At 69.2% G+C, this 676-nt stretch carries 2 protein-coding genes; one reads left to right on the top strand and one right to left on the bottom strand.

The window, feature by feature from the left end:
* On the top strand, positions 1-217 hold a 217-nt coding region (locus ACFOX0_RS34245), incomplete at its 5' end, for a hypothetical protein (protein WP_377553851.1).
* Between the two features lie 274 nt (positions 218-491).
* Here the strand turns inward: ACFOX0_RS34245 and ACFOX0_RS34240 are convergent.
* The coding region (locus ACFOX0_RS34240; protein WP_377553850.1) for an FG-GAP repeat domain-containing protein at positions 492-676 on the bottom strand (185 nt) is incomplete at its 5' end.

The raw sequence follows: 676 nt of genomic DNA, 5'->3' as shown, positions 1-676 counted from the left end.
CTCGTCGTCCGCCCGGCTCACCGTCGAGGCGGTGCTGTCGGAGAACGGCGAGATCGCCTTCAACTACCGCGACCTGACCACCAGCAAGCCGCGCGAGTTGGGCGACAGCGCCACCGTGGGCATCGAGGACCCGACCGGTACGGCGGCGGTGCAGCACTCGTACAACCAGCCGGTCCTGGTCAACGGCACCGCCGTCGTCTTCCGCCCCGCGACCTGACCGAAGGATGGTTCGGCTGGCCAGAACGCCCGTCAATCCGTCCGGGACGGTCCGGCGACGGCCGCAGCGGCGGCCTGGGAAGCGGTGCCGCCGGCGACCGCCGAACGGCGTGAGGTTCGGTTGCGCTAGGTACCCGGGTCGGGCCGGAGCGTGGTGTTGGGACGCGGGTTCGGCTTGCATCCCGCGCCTTCCGGTACGGCGAGTTCAGCCATTCGCTTTCAACGGCAGGTCGGCCGGGCGCTGAGGCGCCCGGCCGACCTGTGGTTCGTCGCTGTTACCAGCCGGTGGCTATTTGGCTGCTGGTGCCGATCGTCCCATCGGGGTTCATGGGGCACAGGATCCCCGTGGTGCTGTTCGCCGCGATGATGTCGGGTCGGTTGTCGCCGTTGAAGTCGGTGAGGCCGTACGAGGTGAAGGCTTGCCAGCCGGTGCCGATCTGGACACCGGAGCCGTAGATGC

This window comes from Micromonospora zhanjiangensis (assembly GCF_042650605.1).
In the GTDB taxonomy this organism is placed as follows: Bacteria; Actinomycetota; Actinomycetes; order Mycobacteriales; family Micromonosporaceae; genus Micromonospora_J; species Micromonospora_J zhanjiangensis.
The sequence above is the reverse complement of the archived record's forward strand: the minus strand, read 5'-3'. Positions and strand labels throughout refer to the sequence as shown.